General features: G+C 71.1%; 20 protein-coding genes. 9 read left to right on the top strand and 11 right to left on the bottom strand.

Annotated features, from left to right (window positions below):
• On the top strand, positions 1 to 1,278 hold a 1,278-nt coding region (locus FRW57_RS22995; RefSeq protein ID WP_162529267.1), incomplete at its 5' end, for a hypothetical protein.
• Positions 1,279 to 1,356: 78 nt separating this feature from the next.
• On the opposite strand, the gene sucD is transcribed toward FRW57_RS22995, so the two are convergent.
• Together sucD and sucC are read right to left on the bottom strand one after the other, a co-directional pair.
• Positions 1,357 to 2,250 carry a succinate--CoA ligase subunit alpha gene (gene sucD / locus FRW57_RS05045; RefSeq protein WP_137119810.1) on the bottom strand — a complete coding sequence of 298 codons (894 nt, stop codon included), beginning with the start codon at positions 2,248 to 2,250 and terminating at the stop codon, positions 1,357 to 1,359.
• A 14-nt stretch (positions 2,251 to 2,264) separates the two neighbouring features.
• Positions 2,265 to 3,449 carry an ADP-forming succinate--CoA ligase subunit beta gene (gene sucC, locus FRW57_RS05040; protein ID WP_152185474.1) on the bottom strand — a complete coding sequence of 395 codons (1,185 nt, stop codon included), beginning with the start codon at positions 3,447 to 3,449 and terminating at the stop codon, positions 2,265 to 2,267.
• A gap of 174 nt (positions 3,450 to 3,623) precedes the next feature.
• Here sucC and FRW57_RS05035 point away from each other — a divergent pair, with 174 nt between their 5' ends.
• Entirely contained in the window at positions 3,624 to 4,211 is a 588-nt protein-coding gene (locus FRW57_RS05035; protein WP_137119812.1) for a hypothetical protein, read from the top strand.
• Positions 4,212 to 4,281: 70 nt separating this feature from the next.
• Here the strand turns inward: FRW57_RS05035 and FRW57_RS05030 are convergent, their stop codons facing one another.
• Positions 4,282 to 6,360 carry a M4 family metallopeptidase gene (locus tag FRW57_RS05030; RefSeq protein ID WP_152185473.1) on the bottom strand — a complete coding sequence of 693 codons (2,079 nt, stop codon included), beginning with the start codon at positions 6,358 to 6,360 and terminating at the stop codon, positions 4,282 to 4,284.
• Positions 6,361 to 6,614: 254 nt separating this feature from the next.
• The gene (locus FRW57_RS05025; protein ID WP_137119814.1) at positions 6,615 to 7,034 is read right to left on the bottom strand and encodes a coenzyme B12-dependent isobutyryl CoA mutase small subunit; all 420 of its coding nucleotides are present in this window, start codon (positions 7,032 to 7,034) and stop codon (positions 6,615 to 6,617) included.
• 113 nt (positions 7,035 to 7,147) lie between these two features.
• Between FRW57_RS05025 and FRW57_RS05020 the strand changes: the two genes are divergently transcribed.
• The 3 genes from FRW57_RS05020 to FRW57_RS05010 all read left to right on the top strand — a co-directional run bounded on the left by FRW57_RS05020 (position 7,148) and on the right by FRW57_RS05010 (position 9,666).
• Positions 7,148 to 7,435, top strand: coding sequence for an SHOCT domain-containing protein (locus FRW57_RS05020; protein ID WP_203230212.1), 288 nt, complete (start codon positions 7,148 to 7,150; stop codon positions 7,433 to 7,435).
• Between the two features lie 359 nt (positions 7,436 to 7,794).
• Positions 7,795 to 8,781, top strand: a complete 987-nt coding sequence (locus FRW57_RS05015) for an esterase/lipase family protein (protein WP_238999309.1) — start codon at positions 7,795 to 7,797, stop codon at positions 8,779 to 8,781.
• A 90-nt stretch (positions 8,782 to 8,871) separates the two neighbouring features.
• Positions 8,872 to 9,666, top strand: a complete 795-nt coding sequence (locus tag FRW57_RS05010) for a M23 family metallopeptidase (protein WP_137119816.1) — start codon at positions 8,872 to 8,874, stop codon at positions 9,664 to 9,666.
• Between the two features lie 101 nt (positions 9,667 to 9,767).
• Here the strand turns inward: FRW57_RS05010 and pcrA are convergent, their stop codons facing one another.
• Entirely contained in the window at positions 9,768 to 12,161 is a 2,394-nt protein-coding gene (gene pcrA, locus FRW57_RS05005) for a DNA helicase PcrA (RefSeq protein ID WP_152185471.1), read from the bottom strand.
• 236 nt (positions 12,162 to 12,397) lie between these two features.
• On the opposite strand from pcrA, the gene FRW57_RS05000 reads away from it, so the two are divergent.
• Positions 12,398 to 12,931: a GNAT family N-acetyltransferase gene (locus tag FRW57_RS05000; RefSeq protein WP_420853231.1), complete on the top strand. Its 534-nt coding sequence runs from the start codon at positions 12,398 to 12,400 to the stop codon at positions 12,929 to 12,931.
• Here the strand turns inward: FRW57_RS05000 and FRW57_RS04995 are convergent.
• Positions 12,814 to 14,214: an MbnB/TglH/ChrH family RiPP precursor modification enzyme gene (locus FRW57_RS04995; protein ID WP_152185469.1), complete on the bottom strand. Its 1,401-nt coding sequence runs from the start codon at positions 14,212 to 14,214 to the stop codon at positions 12,814 to 12,816. The genes FRW57_RS05000 and FRW57_RS04995 overlap by 118 nt on opposite strands.
• Before the next feature lie 3 nt (positions 14,215 to 14,217).
• Positions 14,218 to 14,460, bottom strand: a complete 243-nt coding sequence (locus FRW57_RS04990) for a hypothetical protein (RefSeq protein ID WP_137119820.1) — start codon at positions 14,458 to 14,460, stop codon at positions 14,218 to 14,220.
• 188 nt (positions 14,461 to 14,648) lie between these two features.
• Here FRW57_RS04990 and FRW57_RS04985 point away from each other — a divergent pair, with 188 nt between their 5' ends.
• Entirely contained in the window at positions 14,649 to 15,689 is a 1,041-nt protein-coding gene (locus FRW57_RS04985) for a DNA polymerase IV (RefSeq protein ID WP_152185476.1), read from the top strand.
• Positions 15,690 to 15,732: 43 nt separating this feature from the next.
• On the opposite strand, the gene FRW57_RS04980 is transcribed toward FRW57_RS04985, so the two are convergent.
• From FRW57_RS04980 to FRW57_RS04970, 3 genes are all read right to left on the bottom strand, one after another.
• Positions 15,733 to 16,425 (bottom strand): CatA-like O-acetyltransferase, encoded by a 693-nt coding sequence (locus FRW57_RS04980; RefSeq protein WP_137119821.1) that lies wholly within the window; start codon positions 16,423 to 16,425, stop codon positions 15,733 to 15,735.
• A gap of 67 nt (positions 16,426 to 16,492) precedes the next feature.
• Positions 16,493 to 17,176, bottom strand: a complete 684-nt coding sequence (locus tag FRW57_RS04975; RefSeq protein WP_238999307.1) for a LuxR C-terminal-related transcriptional regulator — start codon at positions 17,174 to 17,176, stop codon at positions 16,493 to 16,495.
• A gap of 106 nt (positions 17,177 to 17,282) precedes the next feature.
• Positions 17,283 to 18,701, bottom strand: coding sequence for an ATP-binding protein (locus tag FRW57_RS04970; RefSeq protein ID WP_238384451.1), 1,419 nt, complete (start codon positions 18,699 to 18,701; stop codon positions 17,283 to 17,285).
• Between the two features lie 124 nt (positions 18,702 to 18,825).
• Here FRW57_RS04970 and FRW57_RS04965 point away from each other — a divergent pair, with 124 nt between their 5' ends.
• The gene (locus FRW57_RS04965) at positions 18,826 to 20,268 is read left to right on the top strand and encodes a PspC domain-containing protein (protein WP_162308099.1); all 1,443 of its coding nucleotides are present in this window, start codon (positions 18,826 to 18,828) and stop codon (positions 20,266 to 20,268) included.
• Positions 20,269 to 20,325: 57 nt separating this feature from the next.
• Positions 20,326 to 20,688: a hypothetical protein gene (locus FRW57_RS04960; RefSeq protein ID WP_137119824.1), complete on the top strand. Its 363-nt coding sequence runs from the start codon at positions 20,326 to 20,328 to the stop codon at positions 20,686 to 20,688.
• Here the strand turns inward: FRW57_RS04960 and FRW57_RS23950 are convergent.
• On the bottom strand, positions 20,672 to 21,211 hold the full coding sequence (locus tag FRW57_RS23950) for an NUDIX hydrolase (RefSeq protein WP_420853232.1): 540 nt from the start codon (positions 21,209 to 21,211) through the stop codon (positions 20,672 to 20,674). The genes FRW57_RS04960 and FRW57_RS23950 overlap by 17 nt on opposite strands.
• Between the last annotated feature and the right edge of the window lie 306 nt (positions 21,212 to 21,517).

The raw sequence follows: 21,517 nt of genomic DNA, 5'->3' as shown, positions 1-21,517 counted from the left end.
ATCTCGATCGGCGCCGCTGCCGCCGCCGCCGTGCTGGTCCTCGGTTACACCGGGGTCCAGCAGCTCGACCCGGACGCCAGCCTGGCTCCCGCGGCGACCGTGTCGCCCGTGGCGCCCGACGGGGCACAAGCCGATCCGAGCAGGCCCCTGGCCATCGCCGGGCCGCTCCCCCTCAGCGCCGAGTGGGGCCGCGCACTGGGAAGCACCGGCGTGGTGCGTCTCGTGCCGGCCCCCTCGGACCAGCCCGTCCCCGGCCCCTGTCCTGCCACGGCCCCCGGCGAACGCGTGCGGGCGGAGGACGTGCGCGCCGAGCCGGCTGGTTGGAACGGTGAGCAGTCGCTCTACCGCGCGTCGTCGGCGAGCGCCGGAGACCGCGCAGTCGAGACGATGCTGACCCGGGTGATGGCCTGCAACGGCACCGCGGTCACCACGCAGGGGTCCGGATCGGAGTGGCCGAGGATCCTGCTGATCCGCGGTGGTGCGGGCGTCCAGTCGTGGGTCGCTGTCGCGCACAGCGGCGCCGACACCAGCGTCCTCGCGGTCAGCGGCACGATCGGGGACCAGCAGGTCGCCCGCAAGCAGGTGGGCGACCTGGCATCCGTCGCGCAACAGCGACTGGAGCAGACCAGCGGCGCTGACCTGTCCAGGTCGCCCGGTGGTCCGGCACCCACCGCCACGCCGCCTGCGGCAGGTCCCACCACCGGCTCCACGGGTGGGTCCACCGACGACGAGCCGATGCACGTCGTCGGCCCCCGTCCGTTGCTGGACGGCGCACTCTTCGTGCCCGCCAGCGCCTGGTCCGCTCCGGGCCTTACCCACGGCGCGGCGACCCGCTCGGTGACCGGCGACTGGGAAGGACAGGCCGCGATCAGCAACTGCGACGCCGACACCGCGCAGGACGGGGCGCCGGGCGCGGGCCGCTTCGGGATCGTCTCCGTGGCGACCGCGACCGACGGGACGTTTGTCGGCAGGCAGCGGGTGCGACTGACCAGCGACGACGCGGCGGCGACGGCGGAGCGTGACCGGCTCGTGCAGGCGTTGCGCACCTGCGCGGCGCGGGTCGAGGGCATGACCGTCACCCCGGACCCCGACCACGCCGGGGCGTTCCGGCTCGACTTCGACAACCCCCATGGCGGACCGGTGATCACCACCTGGGTGGCGGTCACGACCCAGCGCACCACCGGTGCCGTGTCGACCTTCGCGCTGACCGGCGGCGTCCCCGGCGACGAGGGCTTCAGCCAGCTGCAGCGTCTGGTGGGTCTGGCCGGGCAGCGGTGAGCACCCGGCATACCGGCCTCGCGCACGAGGCCATCCAACCCACGGTGACCGGAGCCGGTGCCGCGCCGGGGCCGAGTGCTACTTGGCCAGGCCCTGCATGATCTCCTTCATCAGGCCGGCGGTCTCGGACGGCGTCTTGCCGACCTTGACGCCGGCGGCCTCGAGGGCCTCCTTCTTGGCGGCCGCGGTGCCGGACGACCCGGAGACGATCGCGCCGGCGTGGCCCATCGTCTTGCCCTCGGGGGCCGTGAAGCCCGCGACGTAGCCGACCACCGGCTTGGTGACGTGGTCCTTGATGTAGTCGGCCGCGCGCTCCTCGGCGTCGCCGCCAATCTCACCGATCATCACGATCGCGTCGGTCTCGTGGTCGGCTTGGAAGGCCTCGAGCGCGTCGATGTGGGTCGTGCCGATGATCGGGTCCCCGCCGATGCCGATGGCGGTCGAGAAGCCGAACTCCCGCAGCTCGTACATCATCTGGTAGGTCAGCGTGCCGGACTTGGAGACGAGCCCCACCCGGCCGGCCTCGGCGATGTTGGCCGGGATGATGCCGGCGTTGGACTTCCCGGGGCTGATCAGACCGGGGCAGTTCGGGCCGATGATGCGGGTGGTGCCGGCCTGCTGGGCGTAGGTGAAGAACTCCGCGGTGTCCTTGACCGCGATCCCCTCGGTGATGACGACCGCGAGCGGGATCTTGGCGTCGACGGCCTCGACCACGGCCGCCTTGGCGAACTTCGCCGGCACGAAGATCACCGACACGTCGGCGCTGGTCGCCTCGACCGCCTCGGCGACGGAGCCGAAGACGGGAACGGAGACGCCGCCCTCGAACTCGACCTTCTGACCGCCCTTGCCGGGCGTGACGCCACCGACGATGGTGGTGCCGGAGGCCAGCATGCGCTGGGTGTGCTTCTTGCCCTCCGAGCCGGTCATGCCCTGGACGATGACCTTGGAGTCAGCGTTGAGAAAAATGGCCATGAGTGGGAGCCCTTTCAGTTCGCGGCCGAAGCCAGCTCGGCAGCCTTGCGGGCCGCACCGTCCATGGTCTGCTCGATCGAGACGAGCGGGTGCGCCGCCTCGGCGAGGATGAGGCGACCCTCCTCGACGTTGTTGCCGTCCAGGCGCACGACCAACGGCTTGGTCGCCTGGTCGCCGAGGGCGTTCAACGCACCGACGATGCCGTTGGCCACCGCGTCGCACGCCGTGATGCCACCGAAGACGTTGACGAAGACGCTCTTGACCTGCTCGTCACCCAGGATGATGTGCAACCCGTTGGCCATCACCTCGGCCGAGGCGCCACCGCCGATGTCCAGGAAGTTGGCCGGCTTCGGCTGGCCGGCGACGTCCTCACCGGCGTAGGCGACGACGTCCAACGTGGACATGACCAGCCCGGCACCGTTGCCGATGATGCCGACCGAGCCGTCCAGCTTGACGTAGTTGAGGCCCTTCTCCTTGGCCGCGGCCTCGAGCGGGTCGGCCGACGCCTGGTCCTCCAGCGCCGCGTGGTCGGGGTGGCGGAAGCCCGCGTTGTCGTCGAGGGTCACCTTGCCGTCGAGGGCGATGATCGTGCCGTCCTGGGTCTTGACCAGCGGGTTGACCTCGACCAGCGTCGCGTCCTCCTCGCGGTAGACGTCCCACAGCTTGCCGAAGGTGTCGACCAGCTGCGGCAGCAGGTCATCGCCGAAGCCGGCTGCCTGCGCGATCTCGGTCGCCTTGGCCTCGTCGATGCCGACGAGCGGGTCGACCTCGATGCGGGCCAGCGCCTCGGGCCGCTCGACCGCGAGCTGCTCGATCTCGACGCCGCCCTCCTTGCTGCACATCGCCAGGTAGGAGCGGTTGGCACGGTCCAGCAGCACGGAGAAGTAGTACTCCTCGGCGATCTGGGCGCCCTGCGCGATCATCACCTGGTGGACGGTGTGGCCCTTGATGTCCATCCCCAGAATCGCCTCGGCGTGGGTGCGGACCTCATCCGGCGTCTTGGCCACCTTGACGCCACCGGCCTTGCCGCGGCCGCCGGTCTTGACCTGGGCCTTGACGACGACCACGCCGCCGCTGTCTGCGCCGATCGTCTCGGCCGCAGCCACGGCCTCGTCCACGGTCTTGGCGACGGCACCGGCCAGGACCGGGACGCCGTGCGCCTCGAACACGTCACGTGCTTGGTACTCGAATAGGTCCACGAGCGAATCCGTCCTCGTCGTCGAAGGGATGGTCCGACGGCAGACTAGTCCTGCCACGGCCCATGCGGTCGGCGCGGGTGCCGTGACCACCGGAATGCGAGCGATCTCACCGCGCTCCCGATCGGAGGCAACCCGAGCCGCCGCCGGCGCGTCCAAGTCGGCATGATGACGTCCATGACACGCGCGATCCGGACCCTCGGCATCCCGGCCACGGTGCTCGTCCTCGCCGCGTGCGGCTCGAGCGAGGTCGGTGGGGGCACCGGACCGGCTTCGTCCACGCCCGTCAGCAGCGAGAGCACGCAGAGCGGCCCGGCGACCGGCCTGCCAAGGCCGACCGCCCCGGCGACGTCGCCCACCTACGGCCAGGGCCCCCATGGGCCGGATGCCTCCCGAGTTCCCTTCCCGATGACGGTGTCACGCACCGGTGGCATCGCCGGTTTCCGCGACCGGGTGGTGCTGCAGGCGGACGGCACCGCGACGGTGACGCGCAGGGCGAGCTCCCCCCAGCGCTGCCGGGTCGACACCGCCCTGATGGAGCAGATCCGGGCCTCGGTGGACGGCGTCGACTGGCCGGTCCCCGGCTCCTCCCGCGCCACGCCGCCGGGCAAGATCGCCGACCAGATGTTCGTCACGGTCACGAGTGGTCGCCACAGCGCTTCCCTGGACGACCCGGGGCTGGGCAAGCTCGCCGCGCCGCTGAGCAGGCTCCTGGGTGACATCACCCAGCCGCCGGCCGAACGCACCCTCTGCCAGCCCCTGTGACACGGGCACACCAGCGGGACCGGCCGTCATACCTGCTGGTATGACGGCCGGTCCGGTGTGCGCGGGTGGCTCAGCCCGTCGTGAGTGACGTGTCGTCGACGACGAAGCTGGTCTGCAGCATCGAGTCCTCCTGCATCACGAAACGCAGGGTCACCGTCCTGCCGGTGTAGGCGGACAGGTCCAGTGTCTGCTTGCGGTAGTCGCCGGTGGCGTCGAGGTTGCTCCAGGTCCTGAGGGCCCTGGTGGTGCCGCCGGAGGTGACCTGCACCTGCATGCGGTCGTAGGCGGAAGAGCTGGTCGACTCGGAGGTGTCGGTGCGCAGCCAGAACGACAGGGCCGCCGACGACGCCGACGGGATGGTCACCTGCTGCGACTCCGACTCGGTCGCGCTCGTGCCGTTGCCGCCGAGCCACATCTTCCAGCTGCCACTGTGCGCCGGGCGCCCGGTGTTGGTGGTGATGGGGCCGCTGGTGCCGGTCCAGACCGTCGCACCGGACTCGAATCCCGGGTTCTGCAGCAGGTTGTCACCGGAGGGCGGGTCGCCGGGGTCGGTCGCGCCGGAGCAGCTCTGTGCCCCGGCCGGGACGGCGATCGCGTCGAAGGCGTTCTGGATCCCGGTGCACTCGGTCCCGTCGCCGTAGAGGTCCTTGGCGGACCGGATGGCGGCGTTGCGGGCGTCCTTGTAGGTGCTGCCGGACGTCAGGTAGGTCGACAGAGCGCGGTACCAGACCTTCTCGACCTTCGCACGGCCGATCCCGGACATGCTCTGGCCGTCGCAGGTCGGGCTGTCGTAGCTGACGCCGTTGATCGTCTTGGCTCCGGATCCCTCGGAGGCGAGGTAGAACCAGTGGTTGAGCGGGCCGGACGAGTAGTGCGGATCGAGGCCCGACACCGAGCTGGACCAGCAGTTGGGGCTGCTGCCGTCGCGGGACGGCTTGTCCTGGTAGCGCAACGGCGTGCCGTTGCCGTTGATGTCGATCTCCTCGCCGATGAGGTAGTCGCCCATGTCGTTCGGGTTGTCCGCGTAGAACTCCACGGCGGTCCCGAAGATGTCGCTGGTCGCCTCGTTGAGCCCGCCGGCGTCACCGTAGTAGTTGAGCCCGGCGGTGTTCTCGGTGACGCCGTGGCTCATCTCGTGTGCCGCGACGTCCAGCTCGACCAGCGGACGGGTGTTGCCCGAGCCGTCGCCGTAGGTCATCTGGGTGCCGTCCCAGAACGCGTTGACGTAGTTGTTTCCGTAGTGGACACGCGAGCGGGCTCCCCGGCCGTCGTCCCAGATGCCATCCCGGCCCATGACGTTCTGGTAGAAGTCGAAGGTCTTCTCGGCGCCGTACTGCGCGTCGACGGCAGCCGACGCGCGGTCACTCACGCTCCCGTTGCCCCAGACGTCATCGGCGTCGGTGAAGGTCGTGCCCGTCCCGGAGGTGGCGCCGCGCAGGTCGGTCGTGTAGTTGCCGTGTCCGTCTTTCAGCTGGTAGCCGCCGGACACGGGCCCGCTGCCGATGGTGACCGTGCCCACGAAGATCCCGTGACCGGTGCCGTTCTGGATGTCGTCCCACGTGGCCAGCGTCTTGCCGTTGCGGGCGTCGACGATCGTGTGCAGCCGGCTCGGGGTCTGGTCGGGACGGAACCCCTTGACCACCACGTCGTAGGCCAGCCTCGGGGCCCCCTGCCCGGCGAAGACGACCAGGGTGTCGGAGCTCCTCTCGCCTGCCAGGTGCGCCTGCTGCAGCGAGGTGTGCCGGGCCGCCGCGGCAGCGACCGTCGGTGTCGTCGAGGCGACCGAGACCTTGCCGGAGGCGTTGTCGTTCACGCCCTCGATGGCACCGCCCGCGCCCCGGTGGACGACCAGGTCACCGCCGACGACCGGCAGACCGGCGAAGGTGCGGTCGTAGCGCACGTGGGTGGTCCCGTCGGGGTCCTTCGTGACGGCTTTGACCTCCAGCCTCTCCCGGGCGCCCAGCGACAGTCGCTTCGCCATGGTGTCGGCACGGGCCTGCTCAGCCTGTATGGCGCGGTGCGAGTCGCCCTGGACGGCACCAGGCGCCGCGGCGCCTTCGTGTCCGGTCGCAAGGGCACTCCCTGCTGGGGCCAGGGCCGCCGCGGCGACCAGTGCGCCACACGCCATACCGCATGTCAGTCGGTTCACGGACATCTCCTTCTCGGGGCCATCGGTTGATGGCGCGATCCACCCGGAGAGGTCTGGCGTCACGAGGTGACGCGAGCTGGCGAGGTGAGCCGACCGATCTCGTCCCGGGCCGGTGGCAGACGCTCGCGGACCGGCGGGGAGGAGGTCAATGGCCCTTGTGCAATCTTTGCCAAACACTGGCCACAACCCACCGTCACCGTGAAGGGCAAGGCGGGTTCACCGACTGGACGCGCGGAAGGGTAAAGAACCGTCCCTCAATGCCGTTCGACGTTGCCGCGAACCCACTCGACGATCTCGGTCGTCGTGGCGCCGGGGGTGAACACCTTCGCCACACCGAGCTCGTCGAGCTGGGGGATGTCGCCGTCGGGGATGATCCCGCCTCCGAAGACCACGATGTCGGAGGCATCCCTGGTCTTGAGCAGCTCGGCCACCTTCGCGAAGAGGGTCATGTGCGCCCCGGAGAGCACGGACAGGCCGACCGCGTCGACGTCCTCCTGGATGGCCGCCTCGACGATCTGCTCGGGGGTCTGGTGCAGCCCGGTGTAGACGACCTCCATACCCGCGTCCCGAAGCGCTCGCGCGACAACCTTGGCCCCGCGGTCGTGGCCGTCGAGTCCTGGCTTGGCCACCAGGATCCGGAGCGGGCTGGTGCCGGGGTCGGTCGTCTGCGTCATAGGTGCAGACTAACCGCAGCCGGTGCGCGACGCCGCGCCGTGTCGGGATGCTGTCGACGGGACCAAGGGCCCTCTCGGCTCCCTCGATCCCGAGGGATGATGAGCGTGAAGGCGTGGAGGAAGAGGTGAGGACGATGATGTACTGGAACAGCGGAGGCTGGATCTGGATGATCTTCATGTCCCTGCTGTGGATCGTGCTGATCGGCTTGATCGTCTGGGCGGTGGTTCGCCTCACCCAGCAGCCCTCCAGACACGACGATGCCCGCGGCGGGGGACCTGCGCCGAGGGAGACGCCGGAGGAGATTGCCGACCGCCGGTTCGCCTCTGGCGAGATCGACGCCGACACCTACACCGCGATACACGAACGCCTGGCCAGGCGTCGCGCGAGTCAGCACCGGTGACGTCGTCAAGCGGGCACGGCGGCAAGCGCGTCGACCTCAACTCGCGCATCTGGCAGCACGAGGCCGACAACTTGCAAGCGAGCTCCGGGAGCGCTCCAGCGGCCACCAGAGCAAGTTTCACGTTCACGAACACTTGCCGAGCCTGAGTGAGCGGGTCGCCTGCCGAAACCAGCCGGCCTGACGCATCCAGGGCAGCTGACCCGAGCGACACGATGGATCGGCTGTTCTCACGGGTGCGCAGGTCCGGCTCGTCGTGGAGCCAAGGTGCGTGCACGGGGGCCGCTTTCGCAGTACGGTCGGCCGGACCAGACCGGCGCCCCGGCCACCGAGCGCCGCCCAGACCCGAAGGAGCCAGCCACGTGACTGTGTCGCTCCCCTGGCCCTGGTCGGCGCCCCGCACGACCGACGGCACCGGCCGGACCCGAAGCGACGATGACGCAACGCTGCGGGACGGACTCCCCGGTGCGGTGGCACGGTCCCTGGTCCGTGCCGGCCGCAGGCTGGCCACACCGAGCGGACTCGCTGGAGCGGCGGTCGAGGCCGCGTGGGTGGGCACTCACCTCGCGCTCTACCCGTTCGGGGCGCTGGCCCGCGGCGACCGCCGCGGCGGCCACGGTTACGGCGTGGAGCACCTGCCACCGGTGCAGCGGGGGTTGCTCATCAGCGACGTGGAGGCCGCGGGGACGCCGATCCTGCTGGTCCACGGCATGGTCGACAACCGCTCCATCTTCACGCTGCTGTCCCGTGGGCTGCGGCGGCGCGGCTTCGGGTGCGTCCTCTCGATCAACTACTCGCCGCTCACCACCGACGTGCGGACCGCCGCCGCGCGCCTCGCGGAGCAGGTCGAGGAGCTGGTGGCCGAGACGGGCTACGAGCGCATCCATGTGGTGGGGCACAGTCTCGGTGGGCTGATCGCGCGCTACTACGTGACCCGGCTCGGCGGGGACGCACGCGTGCACACACTGGTCACCCTGGGCACGCCCCACGGTGGAACCTGCGATGCCTACGTCCTGCCGCTTCGGCTGGGCCGCCAGCTCCGCCCGGACAGCGCCCTGATGCGGGAGCTGGAGGAGCCGGCCCCGGGCTGCATGACCCGGTTCGTGGCCTACTGGTCCGACATCGATCCCCTGGTCGTGCCCCAGGAACACGGGCGGATCACCCATCCCGACCTCATCGCGCACAACATCCCGCTGCAGGGAGTCGGGCACATGAGCCTGCCGATCAACGGCTCAGTGGTCCACGGCATCTCCACCACGTTGGCCCACCTCGCGCAGGACGGCTCGACCCGCACCGCCGGCGTCACCCAGCTGGAGACCGGCCGGCGCTCCCCCAGCCACCGGCGCTGACGAGCCGCGGCAGCGGTTTTGCCGCGCGTCAGGTGGCTCGGTATCCTCGTGACCTTCTCGTGTCCTCCCGCGTTCCCGAAAGGCCCCGCTGTGCCGCGTCGGCAGTACCACGGCCGCCACCGTGCCCCCCGTGCCCGGCGTGCGGGCGCGGCGTCACGTCATACCAGCCTGCTGCTGGCGGCTGCCACCGGGACGATCCTGTTGACGAGCACTGGTGCCGCACCTGCCGCCCAGCGTCCCGTGCTCGACGGGGCGCGGTCCTCGATGCACGCCACGGCGCGGGACGCCGGCCAGGACGTCATGGACCGCGCGGAGCTCCAGCGCCAGGTGTCACGCTCGGCTGACCGGGTGGCGTCGGCCGTCAGGGAGGTCCGCGCGCAGCAGCAAGAGGCCGCGCAGCTCGTCAAGGAGCGCAGGGAGGCGGCCCGCCGCGAGGCCCGGGCCGGGGCCAGGGCCGAGGCGGCGGAGCAACGCGAAAGGGAGCGCCGCGAGGCGGCTCAGTCGTGGGTCCAGCCGGTGAGCGGGATGCACTACACGTCTGGGTTCGGCTATCGGTGGGGGCGTCTGCACGCCGGCAGCGACTTCAGCGTCCCGATGGGCACGCCCGTGCGCGCCATGTCCAGCGGCACCGTGACCGCGGTGAGCTACAACGCCACCTCGGGCAACCGGGTCGAGATCGAGTACTGGGACGGCACCGTGTCCTACTACTTCCATCTGTCGTCCCGCGCGGTCGTGCCCGGCGAGAGCGTCACGCCCGGTGAGGTCGTGGGCTACTCGGGCAACACCGGCCGCTCGACCGGGCCGCATCTGCACCTGGAGATCCACCCCGGTGGCGGGGCACCGATCAACCCGATGCCCTGGCTCGCCGCCCGCAACCTCGTCTGAGGTCACGCGACGAGTGGCACGGTTGCCGACGAGCGGCACACCTCTACCTGTGCGCTTCGCCGCGAATTGTGCCGTTCGCCGCAGCCACGCCGAATCCGACGTCAGAGCTTCTCGACCGGGGCGTAGCGCAGCAGCAGGCGTTTGACGCCGGCGTCGCCGCCGAAGTCGACGTGAGCCATCGCCTTCTCCCCCTCGCCCTCGACGCGCACCACCGAGCCGAGCCCGAAGGAGTCGTGCGTGACGCGGTCCCCGGCGTGCAACGAGATCACCGGGCGGTTGCCCGGTGAGCGGACACCGGGACGTCCTGCGAGCCGAGCCACGGCCGGGGTCGACGACGGTCGCATACCGGTGGATTCCGTGCGCTGCCAGTCGATCAGCTCCTCCGGGACCTCGGCGAGGAACCGGGAGGCTGGGTTGTATGACGGCGCTCCCCACGCCGAGCGCACCACCGCTCGCGACAGGTGCAGGCGCTCGCGTGCCCTCGTGATGCCGACGTAGGCGAGCCGCCGCTCCTCCTCCAGCTCCTGGGGGTCGCCCAGCGCGCGCAGGTGGGGGAAGGTGCCGTCCTCCATGCCGGTGAGGAAGACCACCGGGAACTCGAGTCCCTTCGCCGTGTGCAAGGTCATCAACGTGACGACTCCGCCGTCGTCCGCCTCACCGTCGGGGATCTCGTCGGCGTCTGCCACGAGTGACACCTGCTCGAGGAAGTCCTCGAGCGTCCCATCGGGATAGGTCTCGTCGAACTCCCTTGCCACCGCTATGAGCTCGGCGAGGTTCTCCACCCGTGTCTCGTCCTGGGGGTCCTGGCTCCGGCGCAGCTCGTCGAGGTAACCGCTCTGCTCGACAACCGCCTCGAGCAGCTCGCCGACCCCCGAGCCGCCCTCGTGAACTGTGCGCAGCGCCTCGAGCAGCGACGTGAAGGCCGCGATCGCGGTGACCGAGCGCGTCGCGATGCCCGGGGCGTCGGCCGCGCGGCCGAGGGCGGCGACGAAGGGAATTCGCTCGCGTTCGGCCAGCGCCGCCACGCAGGCCTGGGCCCGGTCACCGATTCCCCTCTTCGGGGTGTTGACGATCCGCCGCAGGTTGACCGTGTCGGCGGGGTTGGAGATGACGCGCAGGTAGGCCAGCGCGTCCTTGACCTCACGGCGCTCGTAGAACCGGGTGCCGCCGACGATCTTGTAGGGCAGGCCGACCCGCACGAGCACCTCCTCGAGGGCTCGGGACTGGGCGTTGGTGCGGTAGAAGACCGCGACGTCGCGGGGCTTGACGCCGTGTTCGTCCCCGAGCGTGTCGATCTGCTGCGCGACGAACGCCGCCTCGTCGTGCTCGGAGTCCGCCACGTAGCCGATGATCTTCGTGCCCGCCCCGGAGTCGGTCCACAGTCTCTTGGGCCGACGCTCGGAGTTCTTCGCGATGACCGCGTTGGCCGCTTGCAGGATGGTCTGGGTGGAACGGTAGTTCTGCTCGAGCAGGATGGTCCGGGCGTGGGGGTAGTCCTGTTCGAACTCCACGATGTTGCGGATCGACGCGCCACGGAACGCGTAGATGGACTGGTCGGCGTCGCCCACCACGGCCAGCTCCGCCGGCGGCACGGCATGCTCCCCCTCTCCGCCTCCCTGTCCGACCAGTTCCCGGACCAGTTGGTACTGCGCGTGGTTGGTGTCCTGGTACTCATCCACCAGCACGTGCCGAAACCGTCGGTGGTAGTGCTCGGCGACGTCGGGGAAGGCCTGCAGCATGTGGACCGTCATCATGATCAGGTCATCGAAGTCCAGCGCGTTGGCCTGCCGCAGCCGCCGCTGGTACATCGTGTAGGCCTCGGACAGCATCCGCTCCTGGTGGGTGCCCTCCCCCACCTGCCCGGCGAACGTCTCCTCGTCGACCAGCTCGTTCTTGAGGTTGGACACCTGGTGGGAGAACGATCGTGGCGGATAGCGCTTCGGGTCGAGGTCGAGCTCGCGCATGACCATCGACATGAGCCGCTGGCTGTCGGCGGCGTCGTAGATCGAGAAGGTCGACTTCAGGCCGACGTGCCCCGCTTCACGGCGCAGGATCCGCACGCACGCGGAGTGGAAGGTCGACACCCACATCGCCTTGCTGCGCCCGCCGACCAGTGCCGCGACGCGCTCGCGCATCTCGGCGGCCGCCTTGTTGGTGAAGGTGATCGCGAGGATCTGCCCGGGCTGGACGCCGCGAGCCGCGAGCAGGTAGGCGATCCGGTGGGTCAGCACGCGGGTCTTGCCCGAGCCGGCGCCTGCCACGATGAGCAGCGGCGCCCCCTCGTGCACGACGGCCTCCCGCTGCTGGGGGTTCAGCCCGGCCAGCAGCGCCTCCGGGTCCTGGGCTCCGGGAGCGTCGGTATGCCGTGTGCCCGCCGACGCCGGCGGCTCACCGGCGGCTTCGGCCCAGGTGGGCACTCCGCGGTGGTCCACGTCGCCCCGCGCGGCGGCTGGCGGGAGTCCGGGCATGGGGAGGTCATCGAAGAGCGTGCTCATATCTCCTCCAGCCTACGGGTCGGCGACGACAGCGTGAGGATCGCAGCGGAGCGAGGACCGGAGCGCCGAGGAGCCGACCCAGTCCAGCGGGTCGGCGACGACAGCGTGAGGATCGCAGCGGAGCGAGGACCGGAGCGCCGAGGAGCCGACCCAGTCCAGCGGGTCGGCGACGACAGGGGGGGACGGATCGAGGCCACGGGCGCGAGTTGCCGGGTTTCGCGGACGTGCGGTAGGACGTGACGGTGACCACGACCTCGAACTCGCCCGTCCGTCCGGCAGCACCGGGAGACGTCCCCGCGATCCTGCGCCTCGTGCGCGCGCTCGCCGTCTACGAGAAGGAGCCGGACGCGGTCGACGCGACGGAGGACGACTTCAGGGAGGCGCTGTTTCCCGCCGAGGGCGGCCCGACGGCATACGCGCACGTCGCGGAGGCGGACGGCGAGGTCGTCGGCATGGCTTTGTGGTACCTCACCTTCTCGACCTGGACCGGGCGGCCCGGGATGTGGCTCGAGGACCTCTTCGTGCTGCCCGAGCAGCGGGGCTCGGGTCTCGGCAAGCAGTTGCTGCGCACCCTCGCCCGGCTGTGCGTCGAGCGTGGCTACCCGCGCCTGGAGTGGTGGGTCCTGGACTGGAACGAGCCGTCGATCGGCTTCTACCGCAGTCTCGGCGCGGTGGCCCTGGACGAGTGGACGGTGTTCCGGATGGACGGCGAGCCGCTGGCCGCCCTCGGTGCACCGGCCGCCGCCCCGGCCACCGGTCGCGACGGGTGACGTCGGCCGTCCGGTGCGGTCAGGCGTCCCGCACCGGCGAAACGGAGGAACCAGTCGTCGAAGGCTGCGCCCTGCTCCTGCGGCCACGCCGTGGCCGGTGTCGTCGCCAGGAACTCGTTGAGCGCGCCGCGCGCGGCGGCCGGGCCCAGGGCGCTCATCAGGGCCGCCAGCGCAGCGCGGTGGGTCCCGACGAGCAGGGACAGTCGCGCCTGGTCGGTGAGATGGCGCAGCACCTCGGCGCCGGGGTCGTGGTCCGGGAGTTCGTCGCTGGCTCGGGTGGTGTAGCCGAGCAGCTCCGCCTCCCGGCGGGCGGTGTCCCCTCTCGAGTGGTGGACCGGGGGGATCGTCGACCGACCGGTAGGACCGGCGGCGGCTGGGTGCTGCTCCACGGCTAGGGACTGCCCGGCGGCGGACGGGGGCCGCCCGGCGGCAGCCACGACCGTGTGGATGTCGGTCAGGACGCGCCGCAGTCCGGTGACGCCCATCTGGGCGATGGAGTGCGGCACCGCCTCGAAGAGCACCGCCCGCACGTTCGGCAAGCGAGGTAGCGCCCGGCGTGCCAGCTCGAGCACCTCGGGCGCCACCGGACCCACGTGGGAGTCGAGGTAGCACTCACCGAGGTAGTCGCCGCCCGCGACGTGGACCTCACGAACTCGCTTCAACGGAATCTGGTCGAGGAAGTCCTCGACGCTCTGGCGGCCGTTGAGCTCGTTGGCCCAGATGTTGTGCAGGTCGAGCAGAATGCCGCAGTCGGCACCCTCCGCGATGGCGGCGACGAACTCACCGTCGGTCAGGTCACCGGGCACGGCGCTGAGGTAGCTCGTGGGCGTCTCGACCAGGAACGGCTCGTCGCGCTGGTCCTGGTAGACGCCGATGTGGGCGATCGCGGCCGCCGCGGCCTCGGGGGTGGGGATGGGCGGGAGCAGGTAACCGGCATACCGGCGCCCGTCCGGTCCGGCTGCCTGGTTGAAGGACAGGTGCTCGCTCCAGTGCGACGCGCCGAGCTCGCTGGCCGAGCGGGCGGACGCACGGACGCCGTCGCGCTCCGGCGCGGTCGTGCCACCCACCGGGTAGCCCACGCCGTGGCTGAGCAGCGGGCGGTCCCGGGCAAGCACCCAGTCGAGCGCGGCCCGGTTGATCCGACGACTGCCCGCATCGCCCCACAACGTCTGGGGCTCCACCTCGACCACGTCGACCAGGTCGGCGATCTCGTCCCACAGGCGGTCGATGCCGCCGGTGGCGATGACGCCGACGCCCAGCTCGAGGTGGGGCGACGCGGACACCGTTCAGGCCCCGAACGACTGCTCGCGAGACGCGACGGGCGTGGCCTCGAGCTTCGGGTTGATGTAGTACTGCTCGAAGTTGCGCCACTCCAGCTGCAGGCCGGACGTGCAGCCGGCGTGGCCGGCGCGGTCCAGGACGCTGCGGAGCGCCTGACTGAACTTGTCGAAGTCCCAGAGGACGTCGGACGCCGCGAAGACGCTGATGGCCTTGGGCGGCAACGGTTGTGGGTTGAGCTCGGCATGCATGACGGTCTCCCTTGAGATGCGCGCCGCACCCGGCGTGCGGCACCTTCAAGGAGCGGCTTCGCCTGACCGTGATACCCCGCGCCAACCCACGTTCGGCGCCACAGATGCGTCCCGATCCTGAATACGACGTTCACCCGGTGGAACGTGAACCCGTCGTCCTCGTCGGTGCTGCACGGCAGGATGGGCGTATGGCGCGCTGGGTGCTGCACGTGGACCTCGACCAGTTCATCGCTGCGGTCGAGGTGCTGCGACGGCCCGAGCTGGCCGGGCTGCCCCTCATCGTCGGAGGTCGGGGCGACCCCGCCGAGCGCGCCGTGGTCTCGACCGCGTCCTATGCGGCTCGCGAGTTCGGCGTGCGGTCGGGGATGCCGCTGAAGGTCGCGGTGCGGCGCTGCCCGCAGGCGGTGCTGCTGCCCGTGGACACCCCCACCTACCTGGCCGCGTCAGCGCAGGTGATGCAGACGCTGCGAGAGCTGCCTGACGTCGTGGTTCAGGTGCTCGGTTGGGACGAGGCGTTCGTCGGCGTCCAGACCGAGGATCCCGAGGCCTTTGCTCGTCAGGCCCAGGCGGACGTGCTCACGGCGACCCGACTGCACTGCTCGGTCGGGATCGGCGACACGCTCGTGCGTGCCAAGATCGCGACCGAGTTCGGCAAGCCGCAGGGCGTGTTCCGGCTCACCGCGCACAACTGGTTCGAGGTGATGGGCGACCGGCCGACGGATGCTCTGTGGGGGGTGGGACGCCGCATCCAGCAGCGACTCGCCGACCGCGGCATCCAGACCGTGCGTCAGCTCGCTGACGCCGAGGAGGCAGTGCTGGTGGCCGAGTTCGGCCCCAGCATGGGACCGCACTACGGCCGGCTGGGCCGAGGCGTCGGCAGTGCCACGGTGGACGACACGCCGTGGGTGCCCAGGGCGCACGGCCGCGAGACGACCTACCAGCACGACCTCGTCGAGGAGTCGGAGATCGCCGACGCACTGCGGTCTCTCGCCGACCAGGTGGTCGAGGACATCCGCAGGGAGGGCCGGCCCTGCGCCCGCGTCCACCTCAAGGTGCGGTTCGCGCCGTTCTTCACCACGACGCGGATCCGCAAGCTGGCCGAACCCACCTACGACGCAGGCATCATCGCCTCGACCGCGTTGGGCCTGCTGCACCGCCTGGAGGACAACCGGCCGATCCGGCTCCTGGGTGTGCGGGCCGAGATGACGGAGCCACCCGGCGGCTACTGATCGCGCACCCGGCCCAGCTCGCCGGCCCGCGAGGTCGCGCCCCTCAGCAGAGCCAGTCCGGTCGGCTGAGCAGATCCTGCAGCTCGCGGGCAAGGCGCGCGACGTGGAACCCGTCGGCGACCGCGTGGTGGATCTGGACCGCGATAGGCATGTGGGTTCGGCCGTCCCGCTCGTCGAAACGGCCGAGCGTGACGATCGGCAGGTAGTGACGATGCCCTTCCACGATGTCGAGGTTGAAGCCGGTGAAGTGCATCCAGGGCAGGCTGGAGATGTCGAACACGTCCTCCGGGAGGTCCCCTTGGGGAAACATCGAGGTGGCGCTGCGGTGTTCTCGAAGCAGATCGACGACGCGTTCGTGAAAGGGCGAGAAGTCCGGGTCGTAGGGCGTCCAGACCGCCGCGAAGGTCTCTCGCTCGGGATTGAAGACGGTGAAGGCCGGGTGCACCGTCTCCCACACGGCCGGGCGACCGAGGTCGTCGACGGCCATACGGAACTCGTCGTGACGGTTGACCACCGTGGCGATCGCCCAGATCTGTGCCGGGTAGGTCTTCCGCCGCGCGTCGGACAGCGCCCGGCGGAACTCGGTCACGTCCAGCTGCAGGGTCACGCTGTAGGTGCAGGGAACGCGATCGGAGTAGTGCTCGAAGTGCGCCCGGCGGGGCCACGTGGCGAGATCAACGGGTCGGACGAGCGACCGCGGGCCAGCGGTTGCTCGTCGAGGCGGTCGGTCAGCCATGGCAGACACGCCGCGGACGTTACCGGGTCGCCTGCGGCGCCTCACCTCCTTTTCGAGGTGTGCACCGTCAGATGAGCCGCCGGCCCATCGCCCAGCTGGTCAGCTCGTGCCGTGAGGAGAGCTGGAGCTTGCGCAGCACCGAGGAGACGTGGGTCTCGACCGTCTTGATCGAGATGTAGAGCTCCTTGGCGACCTCCTTGTACTGGTAGCCGCGGGCGATCAGCCGCATCACCTCGCGCTCGCGCGCGCTCAACCGGTCGAGTTCCTCGTCCACCTCGGCGATCTCCCCCGCCGCCGCGCCGAACGCGTCGAGCACGAAGCCCGCCAGCCGCGGGCTGAACACCGCATCACCCTCGGCGACCCGGCGGATGGCCGTGGCGAGGTCGGTGCCGCTGATCGTCTTGGTGACGTAACCGCGAGCACCCGCCCGGATCACCGCGATCACGTCCTCCGCGGCATCGGACACCGAGAGCGCGAGGAACCGCACCGGCGCTCCCGCCTCCGTCTGCACCCCGGCGCACCCGGTCAGCACGTCGACGCCGCCGTTGCCGTTGCCGCCCGGCAGGTGCACGTCGAGCAGCACGACGTCGGGGCGGGTCTCCCGCACCACGGCGATCGCCCGGTCCACGTCCGCGGCCTCGCCCACCACCTCGCTGGAGGTGTCGAGCTCGGCCTTGACTCCGGAACGGAACATGCGGTGGTCGTCGACGAGGACCAGCCTGATCGGCGCCATCATGTGGGGTGTGGTCATGTGAGGTCCTCGCGAAGTATCGGAGCGAAGCGGAGAGCGGGGTCCCCGCGAAGTACCGAGCGAGGCACGAGCGAGGACTTCGTGGGGTGCTCTTCGTGGGGCGTGGTCATGTGAGCTCTCCTCGGGTCGGGTGGGTCGCGGACACAGACGAGTCGGTATGCCGTGCAGCAGGTTCCGGGGACGAGGCGCCACCGTCCGGGGGCGCGCCGGGCTGGGCGACGGGAAGGGCGAGCGTCACCTCGGTGCCGGTCTCGAGCCGGCGCCACCGCGCCGTCCCCCCCTGGCGGGTCATCCGGCCCAGGATCGACTCCCGGACGCCGAGCCGGTCCTCCGGGACGGCCTCGAGGTCGAAGCCGGGGCCGTGGTCGCGCACGAACGCGTCGACCGAGGTGTTGCCGACCTCGACGTAGGCCGACACCGGCGGTGCGCCGTGCCGCACCGCGTTGAGCAACGCCTCCCGCAGCGCGCGCACCAATGCCGTCCCCGGCTCGTCCAGGGCCCGGTCACCCGTCACCACGAGCTCGATCGGGGTGCCGTGGAGGTCCTCCACCTCGTGACTCACCTCGGTGACTGCGGAGGCGAGCGACGCCTCCGAGCCGCGCGGCCCGGCATACAGCCATCCTCGCAGCTCGCGCTCCTGCGCCCGGGCGAGCCGCGCCACCTCGGCGGGGTCTTCGGCCTTGCGCTGGATGAGAGCGAGGGTCTGCAGGACCGAGTCGTGCAGGTGCGCTGCGATGTCGGCCCGTTCGGTCTCACGAATGCGCTCGGTCTGCTCCTCCCGCAGGCCGTTCCACAGCCGGATGACCCACGGGGCGGCGATGAAGGCGGCGCCGACGAGCACCGCGATCGCGGCGAGGCCCACGTCCCACAGACCCGCGAGGCCGCGGCCCTGGGTGGCCAGCGCCACGACCCCGACGCTGGCCAGCGCGATGCCGAAGACGAGCCGGGTCAGGCCTTCACGCTCACGTCCGCCGAAGATCCAGCGGTCTCGGTCGGCGTCGTCCAGCCGCGACCAGGCGAGCACCGCTCCCACCCCGATGGCCAGCAGCGGCACGAGGATGCCGAGCCGCAGGTTGACCCCGCGGCTCTGCGCGAAGACCCCGATCCCGATCAGGACGAGCACGGCGCCGATCAACAGGTTGCGGCCGGCTTCGGTGTCGAACCGTCCGGAGCCGCCAGCTGCCTCGGCCGACCTGCCCTGGCCACCGGGCACGAGGCCACTCGTCGGGCGGGAGACGCTGCCCGGGCGGCGGGTGCGCTCGGCCGGCGGTCCTCCGCGGGCGGCAGTCGACTCCCCCTCGGGGGTCAGAGCCCACAGGAACGCGTAGGCCAGGAGGCCCGCGCCGGCCACGAAGGAGGCGATGACGCAGCCGATCCGCACCTGCTTGACCGGCACGCCCAGGTGGTCGGCGAGGCCGATGCACACCCCCGCCACGACCCGCCCGCGCACCGGACGGCGCAGCTGCGGTCGCTCGGCGTCCGGTCCCCGAGTGGACCGTCCCAAAGGCTCGTAGGGAGTGGGCACGTTCCCATCATCGCCCACCGCCCGCCCCTGCAGGACCATCGGACCGCCTGTTCAGGGCAGGCTCAGGGGCCGCTCAGGGTCGACCCTCATGGCGAGCGCGCCGCGTGCTCGGCACCATCGAGGTATGAACGACGACACCCAGGGGCGCACGTCCCCCAGCGCCGGCCACACCTCGGCGGACCAGACCCCGGACGACCCGCAGGACCACTCGCGCGGCTCGGACTCCGCACACGCCGATGCCCGCAGCGGCCTGGACAAGGTTTTCGACAGCCTGCGCGGCCTCGGGGTCTTCCGCAGGTCCGACGACAAGTGGATCGGCGGCGTCTGCTCGGGGGTCGCCGACCGGTTCGGTGTGGACCCGATCATCGTGCGCGCCGGCTTCGTCCTGCTCGGTGTCCTCGGCGGCGTCGGGGTGACCCTCTACCTGCTGGCCTGGACGCTGCTGCCGGACGACGACGGTGACATCGCCGCCGAGCTCGCGCTGCGCGACGGCGACACCAGCTCGATCATCCTGTCCGTCGTCACCGCACTGGTGCTCTTCAGCGGCTTCCCGTGGTGGTGGGGACACGGGATCCTCGGCTGGAACTTCCCGTGGCTGCTGGTGGTGGTCGCGGGGCTGCTCTGGTGGTTCTGGTCGGCCGCGCGTGGCGGGGCGCCCGGATCGCTGGCTCCCGAGCAGCAGCGGGCCCGGCGGGAGCGGATGGCACAGCGGCGCCAGCAGGCGGCCTCCCGCAGTCAGGAGCGGAGCGAGAGGGCCGCGGCTCGCGGCCAGGAGTGGAGCGCGAAGGCTGCCGCCCGAGGTCAGGAATGGGGCGACAAGGCTGCGGCGAGCAGTCAGGAGTGGAGCGAGAAGGTGTCCGCAAAATCGGTCGAGCGCGGGCAGCGGCGCCGCGCCGCGAGGCGCCAGGCACGCGAGACTCGCCGTCCCTCGGGCGGGATCGTGCTGGGCCTGATCACGATCGGTCTGGCGCTGGTCACCTACGGCACGCTCGAGTGGATCGGCCCCTTTGCCGGAGTGACGGGCAATTGGGACGCCATCGCGTTGGCCGCCGGACTGGCCGTCTTCGGGGTGGTGCTGGTCCTCGCTGGTCTGTGGGGCCGGAGGGCGGGGCTCGTGGGCTTCCTGGCCATCTGCATGGCGTTTGTCACGCTCGGGAGCGCGGCCACACCCGACAACCTGCGTTTCGGCGGCACGGTCGGCACCGAGCGGTGGGCACCCTCAGTGGTCTCCGGCACCCCTGACTACCGGATCCTCGTCGGCGACGGGACGGTCGACCTCTCGCGGCTCCCATCGCAGGGGTTGCAGGACGCGCGGGTCAACGCCTCGGTCGGTGTCGGCGGCCTGACCGTGATCGTCCCCGACGACCTGACGGTCCGGGTGAAGGCGCACGTCGCGGCCGGGGAGATCAAGCTCCCGCGAGGCTTCGTGGACGATCACGGGCAGAGCGATACCAGCAATGGACTGAACGTCTCACGCGACGTGGTGCTCGGCGACGGACCGACCGAGATGGTGCTCGACGCCAGTGTCGGCACCGGACAGATCCGCGTGGACCAGGACGCCCGCTGAGCACCGACCCGTCGGACCGAGCGTCCGAGACACCGACAGACCCGATGAGAGGCACCCATGAACGACACCCGTGACCCGCAGGAGCCGAGCGACCCGACGCGGCCGATCGAGCAGGACCATCCGGTCCGGCCCACCGAGGAGTCCACCGAACAGATCCCGGCATCCCGGGAACCGAGCGAACCCGTCCCCACGCCGGACCAGCCCGGCGTCGAGGCGGTCGCGCCCCCGAGCCGCCCCAGCGGCCCGCACGCACCAACCGTCCTGCTCGGTCTCGCCTGCCTGGTCGTGGCCGCGCTGGTCATCGCCTACCAGACCGCCGGCCTCAGCGTCGACTGGTCGCTGCTCGGTCCCGGTGCCATCATCGGCGCCGGTGGCGTCCTCGTGCTGCTGGGCCTGGTCGGCCTCACCCGCCGGTCCTGAGGTGGCTGCCGCCGAGCAGGTCCTCGAGCACCGGCCGCCAACCGGACGTGATCTCCAGCGAGCCCAACCGCTCGGGGGCCACCCAGGCCGCCGAAGCGGTGGTCCCTCCGACGTCGTGCACCACCGGCTCGGTCGGGTCGTCGCAGGTGGCGCAGAAGAGAATGCGCACGGCGTGGTAGTCCTCGAGCCGGCCGTTCGGCGCCCGTCCGACCCAGTGCCGCGTCCGCAGCCCCACGAAGCGGCCCACCGTGACGTGCTGCCCGGACTCCTCCCAGACCTCACGCAACACGGCGTCCGTCGGCGCCTCACCCGGGTCGAGGCCGCCGCCGGGCAGGCCCCAGGCTCCCGGCGCACCGGTCCGGTCGGAGTACTCGGTCATGAGCACCCCACGGTGGCTGGTCACGACGGCATACGCCGCGACCCGCTGGTAGACCGTGGGTTCCTCGTCGTCCTCGACGACCAACCCCTCCTCCCGCAGCAGCGCCGGAGTGGACGCGCGGCGCCGCGACCCCGCGGCGGACACACGCAGGCGCGCGGTGAGGACGTGACCGGCGGAGGTGTCCGAGCCGATGCTGACGCCCTCCCCCACCAGCCAGCCGCTGTCCGCAAAGAGCAACTCGGGGTCGTCCCCGTGGCCGAGCACGGCGTGCACCACCTCGCGGCCGTCCGCGTCCTCGCCGATCACCTCGAGCCGCGGCGCCGGACGGATCTGCCGCGCTGCGGGCGGACCGGTCTGCCCGTCGTCATCCTCGTCCTGCTCTTCCAGAAGCGCATCGTCTCCGGCCTGACCTCCGGTGCCGTCAAGGGCTGAGCCGGCCACCCGGCATAC

Source organism: Segeticoccus rhizosphaerae (assembly GCF_009192725.1).
Taxonomy (GTDB): domain Bacteria; phylum Actinomycetota; class Actinomycetes; order Actinomycetales; family Dermatophilaceae; genus Segeticoccus; species Segeticoccus rhizosphaerae.
Note: the sequence above shows the minus strand (reverse complement) of the source record. Positions and strands in the feature narration are given on the sequence as shown.